Raw genomic sequence first — 6,883 nt, 5'->3', positions numbered from 1 at the left:
ATACCGTCCACCCGCACCAGAAAGCATCGTGCCGATAGACCAGAGGCCGACCATGCACTAACAATCAAACCGGACCACTCGATGGGGGCAGACCAGCTTTTTTAATCACTTTTGCCAACACCGCCCAAGACACCGATAGATGGGTTAGCCGTCTTCGCACGCTTTAAAACTCCCAAATATCTTGGCGCTGCCCAAGACAAGCTACAATCCAAGCCACGCGAATACATCTGATGCACTATTGTCTTCATCATAAATATGGTTCTGGAAAGAAATAGACTGATCATCGTCAAAATTCACAACAACCTCTCCATTTTCACCTTCGTGAACACTAATTTCAAAATCATCTTGATTATCTGAATTTAGCTCAAGCTTATCGGCTGAAGGATCAAAGTCCACAACTGAGTTCTCAAAGGAATCTTCAAGATCGAAGAAAAAAGTATCTTCTCCGGCGCCACCAGACAAAGTATTCCGCCCAGCTCCACCATCCATGAAGTCGTCACCATCATTTCCCAAAAGTATATCTTCGCCCCAACCGCCAAATATTGTATCACTCCCCTCACCACCTTTCAGTGTATCGTTATCACTTTCGCCGTATATCTCATCATCCCCGAATCCTGCATCGATCCAATCATCGCCCTCCCTTCCCCTAATAATATCACTACCGAAATCTCCTTTGATAGCGTCATTACCCGCACCTGCATTGAGCGTATCGTTGCCCACACCTCCCTTCACAAAATCATTACCATCACCAGACTTAACAAAGTCATGCCCGGCCCCGGCACCAATTGAGTCGTCTCCTAACCCTCCATAAACTGTATCATTATTAAGGCCACTTGAGATAGTATCGTTACCATTTGCACCAAGAATTGTGTCAGCCAAAACGGTTCCCTTAATAAATTGATCAGTAACGGGTTCATCATCAAAGATCTCGCCAAGAGGATCTTCGACAACATCGATGGAACCGCCAAGCTCAATTAGCTCATGCTCCAATTCATTCGATAACTCCACCCTGGAAAATGTAAGAACAAGGATCTCCCCTGGATTCAATTCAGCAGAAATCGTAAGCCCATCAATCACCCCATCTGTATTTATTTCCTGCACAATAGCGTTTGAGGAATTGCTGCCTGGATCTTCGCCGATACCAACACCAAGAATTTTTCCAAATACATCTTCATAACCATTGAAAATCCCACCAGCATACACATCAAAGGTTCCAGTGGTTGGACTATCTGACATCAAATAAAAAACAACTTCGCCGTTACCATAAAACGCATGAACCGAAAGACCTTCGAAGACAGCCTCAGTTTCGTCAGAACGCATGTCTAGATCGATCATTTGCTTTCCAGGAAGTGTTTCCTGCATGATCGCAAACATCTCGCCAGCGACGGTCAATTCTGTATGTGAGAATCCCTGACTGAGCGTGCTTTCTGTATTCTGGATCAACGGCCAAACGTATGCAGAATCAACCCCGGAAGCCATAAACTCTTCGACGATATTGAGCATTTCCTGTGCTTGGTAGAGCCCATAATCCTCATGCTCATCAAAGGCGCCAGTGTTCGCATGCTGATTCCATTCGGTAACATAGATTTCCATATCCGGAAAACTATCTACCCACGTATCATTTATTACATCGAGCAAAAAATCTCTCTGCCCTTCAACCTCCGGCTCTTTTGAGTAGACGTGCGCGATAATTCCGTCTATCAACTCTATCGTTTCGCTGCCGATCTCACCAATTATTATCTTATTCGACAGCTCGAACCAGTTTACCTCCCCATTTCCCCTAATTATAGAATCGTCAATCCCAAGATTGTATTTTTCGTTCATATCCAGAATCACGCCCTGCGGAGACATGCCATCATATTGAACACTCAGCGATGCATAATTAAAGTTGGCACCCATCTGGACACCAATTCTTATCTCTTCGGTATCTATTCCTGTCGTTTCCTCAACGAAGGCAAGTTCATCCGCAATAATTTCCGTGACTTCTTTTGCCACTCTGCCATACTCTGCAGAGTTCATTCGCCCCGAACCCCAATATTCGTTACCAATCTCAAACATTAGGATATCAGCTTCCCCATAGACACCAGTTACAACATCATAAACAAAATCCCTCAGCCCCTCCTCATTAATATCGACGATTCGATCTCCATTTTCGTCGACCGCATTGCTCAACATATTTCTAGTTGGGATAACGATTGAGACTGAAGCTTTAACAGAGCTTGCCATTTCTAAGAAATCTGAAATTGGAATAAAATCGACTATTTCGCCAGTTTCATTACCAACCTGTTGAGGCGAGTCTGGGTTAGACAAGTCGAAATACTCTTCAGTCAGCGAGCCGCCAGGATATCGAAGCGAACTAACACCAATCTCCTCCGCGAGTTGTTCATAGGAGCCTTCCCCGGTGGCATTGCCGCGATTGGCCAGCACGTTACCCCCGAAAAGGTCGCTTGTGGCAATCTCACCATAAAACCCGTGGGGATTGATCGTGTTCATAGAAGCCTCCTTTTTTTTAGATATCTAAGGAGATGAGTTCGATCATTCGGCGCGAATCTGTCAGCTTCGGGACGTTTCTAAAAAATTCTTCGCGTTATATTTACACTGCACCGCGGCCTCGACCGCCCCAGGCTTTTGGCACGTTGGCTAATCAGTCCCGGTTCGAGGCCGGCTACAGAACGCCTTGGCCGCGCGTCATCTGATCGTGCTTTGTAACGACAGCGACATTGGCTACACGGCACTTTGGCTGTTCTACTGCGTGACGGTCAGTTGCGGGCTCACGGAAGATACCGTGCCAGCAATAGATTCACGCAGCGAAAACTGCGCCATCAACGCGGCCCGTTGCGCAATGCGTGACGCTAGTCGAGCATGGGCGTCATAGGGTAGCCTGCTCCTCTCGACGCTCTAGCATTCACTATTCTGCCGGCGCCGATGCGCCCTCATCAATGTGGAAAGCCTGTGGGAGGAGAAGCGGCTGACGACCGAGGACCGCAACCCTCAAGAGCGCGCGGATATTGGGATGTCAGATAGTCGGAAAAGCATGCGTGTCCTGCGTTCGGTCCAAGTCACAACGGCCTGGCTTGGCGTTCACGGCGTCTCGGATGTGGTCAAGATGCATGGCGCACCCCCATTTCCGGTAGAATACAAGCGGGGCAGCCCAAGGGTACATCGAGCCGCCGAGGTGGAACTCTGTGCTCAGGCGCTGTGCCCCAAGAAAATGACTGAAAAAGAGGTTCGCAAGGGCACGTTGTTCTGCGGTGCCCGCCGCCGTAGACTGGTCGTTGGCTTCGATGCCGATCTGCAGTCCCTCACTTCGAAAGTGGCATTGGAAGCTCGGGCAGCGATAAATAGTGGTACGCTTCCAGCCCCGGCATTTGAGACTGAAAGACGCGAAAACCGCTCGCCGAAGCCATTGTGCCGACCACAGCCACCACGGACTGCCTAAGATTGAATATCCCCGCACGGGGCGCGAGCAGGCATCCCTGATTCAAGCGCTTAATCAATCCGCTTGACGTGGCGACCGAAGGCGTACGGCTGAAAAAAGTCGATAGATCATCGCAGTGGAGATCGATGGAAGGGTGGCCAGGCGCAGCCTAGGCCATCCCCTCGGGCAGATCTTGCTTTTTGGCAAGACATCGACTCCGTCCAACCTGAGGCATTTTGCAAGCCAGTTGGGAATTCTGATGGTATGGCTCAGCTATTCAGGCAAGCTGATGGGGCGGGTCGAGGGACCGCATTCCAGAAAAGCGCTGATTGGGCGTGCGCAGCATCGCGCACTTGCCAACTCAGAGGCGGCGCTCTTGGTAGCGCAAGCAATCGCCTTGGCCAAGATCGCCAGTCAGCGCTCCATCCTGCGCCACGACGTGCGGGACCAGCCTCCCAGGTCGGTTTGAAAGCGACGAGTTCGCCATGGCCAGGTCAAATTCCAAGGGATCAAGGCGTGCCTTTTCAATTAATTTGTTGAGTTGACCACGATCAAAACTCCACTGCCCTGCCAATACCAAGCCCTGGGCAGTCAAAGAGCTTCCAAGTAAACGCGGGCGAACACCAGACATATTATACTTTCGAAGCATTTTCTGATCAAAAACAGCCACCAGAAACTCAATATTGAGTTCTTCCATCAATCTGGCGGCGCTGGCCAAAAGCTTAAACGCAGTTCTTGGACTTGCTTTTGGTGAAATACAGAATCGCGTGCACTCCCAAGTTGAAGGATTACAGATTTTCTCCCCATTTAGAGCTGATAAAAAGTGGTCATTAATCATTGTCGGACCTGTAGTTGGCAAAAGTCGCATGGATCCAAGGTGATCGCCCGAATCTCCCTCAATCCAAATATATATCGGATTCATGGAATCATATTGATCTCTTTCGAAGCCATTAGCATCAACATAAACACTCCATTTCAAGCGCCGAGAAAACTGCGCAGATCTGTCAGTAAACATTTCTTGTGCGGTACTCGGAAACATCCAAAGATCTGTACCCAAAACAATTCTTATCACAGCGAATCTCCTCTTCAGCCAGAGGGACATCGTGTTGAAAACAAGTAAATAAAACGACATACAGGCGAGCGCCGCATAAATAATCCATTAATAACTTCCACATGCCATCATGACAGAAAGGCAATCAACCGAATTAATGCATTACACTATGGAAATTCTAACTAGTATTGAATCTTTGCGTGGAATTGTTGCGCAAAGGCCGGATGTGTGATTAATCTCGAAAATCCAGAATGGTAATCCGTCTACATGATCAGATCGATCTCGCCGATCTGCAAGACCAAGAACCGGCCTGTCTACATCGAAGAAGTGAAGCAGCTAGGCTCACTGACGATCTGGTTCGATCCAGCCATGACCTGGATGCCGCCGCCAACCGGCGAGCGAGGCCGACAACCGCAGTATAGCGATGCCGCGACCCTGAAGTAACTGATGATGGAGGCTCTCTTCGCCTTGGTCATCCAGCAGACGAACGGACTCGCTGAGATCCTGCTGCATCTGGCAGGCCGCGAGTGGGCGGTGCCGGACCCCAGCGCGCCGAGCCGGCGGCAAAAGACCTTAGCCGTGACCACACCGTAGCATGGCTCGAAAGGCCCGTTGATCCAGCTGGTCGACAGCACCGGCATCAAGGCCGAGAGCAAGGGCGAGTGGCACGCCCGCAAGCGCGGCGGTGCAAGACGCCGTCAACAGAGCAAGCTCCATATTGGCAGCGCCGAACAGCCGCTGGAGATCCGCGTTATCGAGATCACCGGAAGCAACTTCAGTGAAGCGACCATGCTGCTCGAACTCTTTCACCAGAGTCCGTCTGATGGGGAGCTCAGCACAGTCACCGGGATGGTGCCGACGACAGGCGCAAGTGCCACGACGCGTCGCCGACCGAGGCGAAAATGCCGCAATTCCCCCTCGCAAAAATGCCTAACCGTGGTAGCCATCAACTCCTGGTGCAATCGCGTAGAACGAGGCGCTTCGTGCATCAAAATAACTCGGCCGTGCTATCTGGCTAAGTGGAGTGGATACCAACGTCGAAGTCGCGCTGAGACGAAGGTGCATTACTTGAAACTACTGGGGCAGTGGCTCATGGCATGTGGCTCGGATCGCCAGGTCGCCGAATTCCGGATCCGCAGCGCTTCCTGAGCGGCTACACTGCGCTCGGCATATTCTTAACAGGACCTGCGGGTGAAGTGCGCTAGGGGAAAAGGGGAAGTCCCGACCTTACGAGGTTACCAGACAAACCCCAAGCATTATTTAAATCTGGCTAAATCAGCCAATCACTAGCCTGTCAATTATATATTGATCTGCCGCATCTACAGGTTTCAATCACCCGTTTTATACGGTTGCACGACCACCCTACATCCCAAAAGCTATAATAGCATGTCAGCCTCTGAAGAACTTAAGAGGATACGATCCAAAAGCAATTTATGTACCGGTATCACAAAGAAATAGCTGGAAGAAATATCCGAGATGAATTGCTCATTTATTATGATACATCGATACAATTGAGTATCGATGTATCATTTATATTTGGTGGTTTTTTTTATTTGATAAGTTTAGTGGCCGACTGCTCACGGCATTGCCCTACAGGCGCGCTATGCTCATTTTCCCCTCTCAACACTCTACTCAAACCACCTAGTGAAAAAAGGTAAACTGAAAGTAAATCTCCGAGAATATTTAACGAGCATCTATTAAGCTCTATATACGGCTGTGTCCTTGGTGCGCAAATTTCGATGAGGATTTGTCTCGTGAACCTACCACAGTAGCTAGGTCGCATGAGCAGACTGCCATCCCTGACCTACAAGACCAGGGACTGGTCGGCCCATAAAGGGGCGCTGAAGAGCCGGGGCTCGCGCTGCTCTGGCTCGACCACTATAGGAGCTGGGATGCCGTGCCGACGAGTAAGCGTGGCTGCCAAGGGCCTGCGGGCTGCCGCACGTCGCGTGCTCAACGCTAATCTCCAGAGATGCCGCATTCATTGGATGCGCAACGCCCTGGCTCACGCTCCGGCCAAGCAGCGCACCGCGGTGGCGGCGATACTTGAGACGATCTTTGCGCAGGAGACCAAAGCCGAGGCCGAAGCACAGTGGGAGATCGTAGCAGATGCCCCGCGCGAGAAGCAGCCCAAGCTCGTCGTCCTGATGGACACTTCCCGCGACGATATCCGGGCTACACGTCCTTCCCCCGTGAACACTGGGCCCAGATCGCAAGCACCAACCCACTGGAGCGGGTAAACCGCGAGGTGGTGCGCCGCGCCGACATCATCGGCATCTTTCGAAAAGACGAGGCTATTGTCCGCCTCGTCGATGCGCTGATGCCTTCACGCGCACGGCGCTCTTCACCGCGGCCCACGTGATGCTCACCCGTTCCCGGCAGTGGACGTCGATCCGAGCCTGGGGCTTGAGGAT

Annotated in this window: 3 protein-coding genes and 3 pseudogenes; 4 read left to right on the top strand and 2 right to left on the bottom strand. The window is 50.8% G+C overall.

What is annotated here, in order from left to right; all coding sequences use genetic code 11:
• Nucleotides 1–201: 201 nt before the first annotated feature.
• Nucleotides 202–2,493 carry a calcium-binding protein gene (locus BW990_RS21710; RefSeq protein ID WP_076451391.1) on the bottom strand — a complete coding sequence of 764 codons (2,292 nt, stop codon included), beginning with the start codon at nucleotides 2,491–2,493 and terminating at the stop codon, nucleotides 202–204.
• Nucleotides 2,494–2,920: 427 nt separating this feature from the next.
• On the opposite strand from BW990_RS21710, the pseudogene cas4 reads away from it, so the two are divergent.
• Nucleotides 2,921–3,439, top strand: a pseudogene (gene cas4, locus BW990_RS22605) (CRISPR-associated protein Cas4); the annotation flags it as partial.
• 115 nt (nucleotides 3,440–3,554) lie between these two features.
• Nucleotides 3,555–3,887 carry a CRISPR-associated endonuclease Cas1 gene (locus BW990_RS22600; RefSeq protein WP_076451389.1) on the top strand — a complete coding sequence of 111 codons (333 nt, stop codon included), beginning with the start codon at nucleotides 3,555–3,557 and terminating at the stop codon, nucleotides 3,885–3,887.
• Here BW990_RS22600 and BW990_RS20780 read toward each other — a convergent pair.
• The gene (locus BW990_RS20780) at nucleotides 3,780–4,520 is read right to left on the bottom strand and encodes an acyl-homoserine-lactone synthase (protein WP_234990333.1); all 741 of its coding nucleotides are present in this window, start codon (nucleotides 4,518–4,520) and stop codon (nucleotides 3,780–3,782) included. The two genes, BW990_RS22600 and BW990_RS20780, sit on opposite strands and share 108 nt — an antisense overlap.
• A gap of 216 nt (nucleotides 4,521–4,736) precedes the next feature.
• On the opposite strand from BW990_RS20780, the pseudogene BW990_RS20775 reads away from it, so the two are divergent.
• Nucleotides 4,737–5,674: pseudogene (locus BW990_RS20775) on the top strand (IS5 family transposase).
• A gap of 717 nt (nucleotides 5,675–6,391) precedes the next feature.
• Nucleotides 6,392–6,792, top strand: a pseudogene (locus tag BW990_RS20770) (transposase); the annotation flags it as partial.
• Nucleotides 6,793–6,883 lie beyond the last annotated feature (91 nt).

It is taken from the genome of Roseivivax lentus, from assembly GCF_900156805.1.
GTDB lineage: Bacteria > Pseudomonadota > Alphaproteobacteria > Rhodobacterales > Rhodobacteraceae > Roseivivax > Roseivivax lentus.
Note: the sequence above shows the minus strand (reverse complement) of the source record. Positions and strands in the feature narration are given on the sequence as shown.

Coding starts and splice junctions, on each gene's coding strand:
- BW990_RS21710 (WP_076451391.1), bottom strand. CDS start 2,493: ATGAACACGATCAATCCCCACGGGTTTTATGGTGAGATTGCCACAAGC.
- BW990_RS20780 (WP_234990333.1), bottom strand. CDS start 4,520: ATGTCCCTCTGGCTGAAGAGGAGATTCGCTGTGATAAGAATTGTTTTG.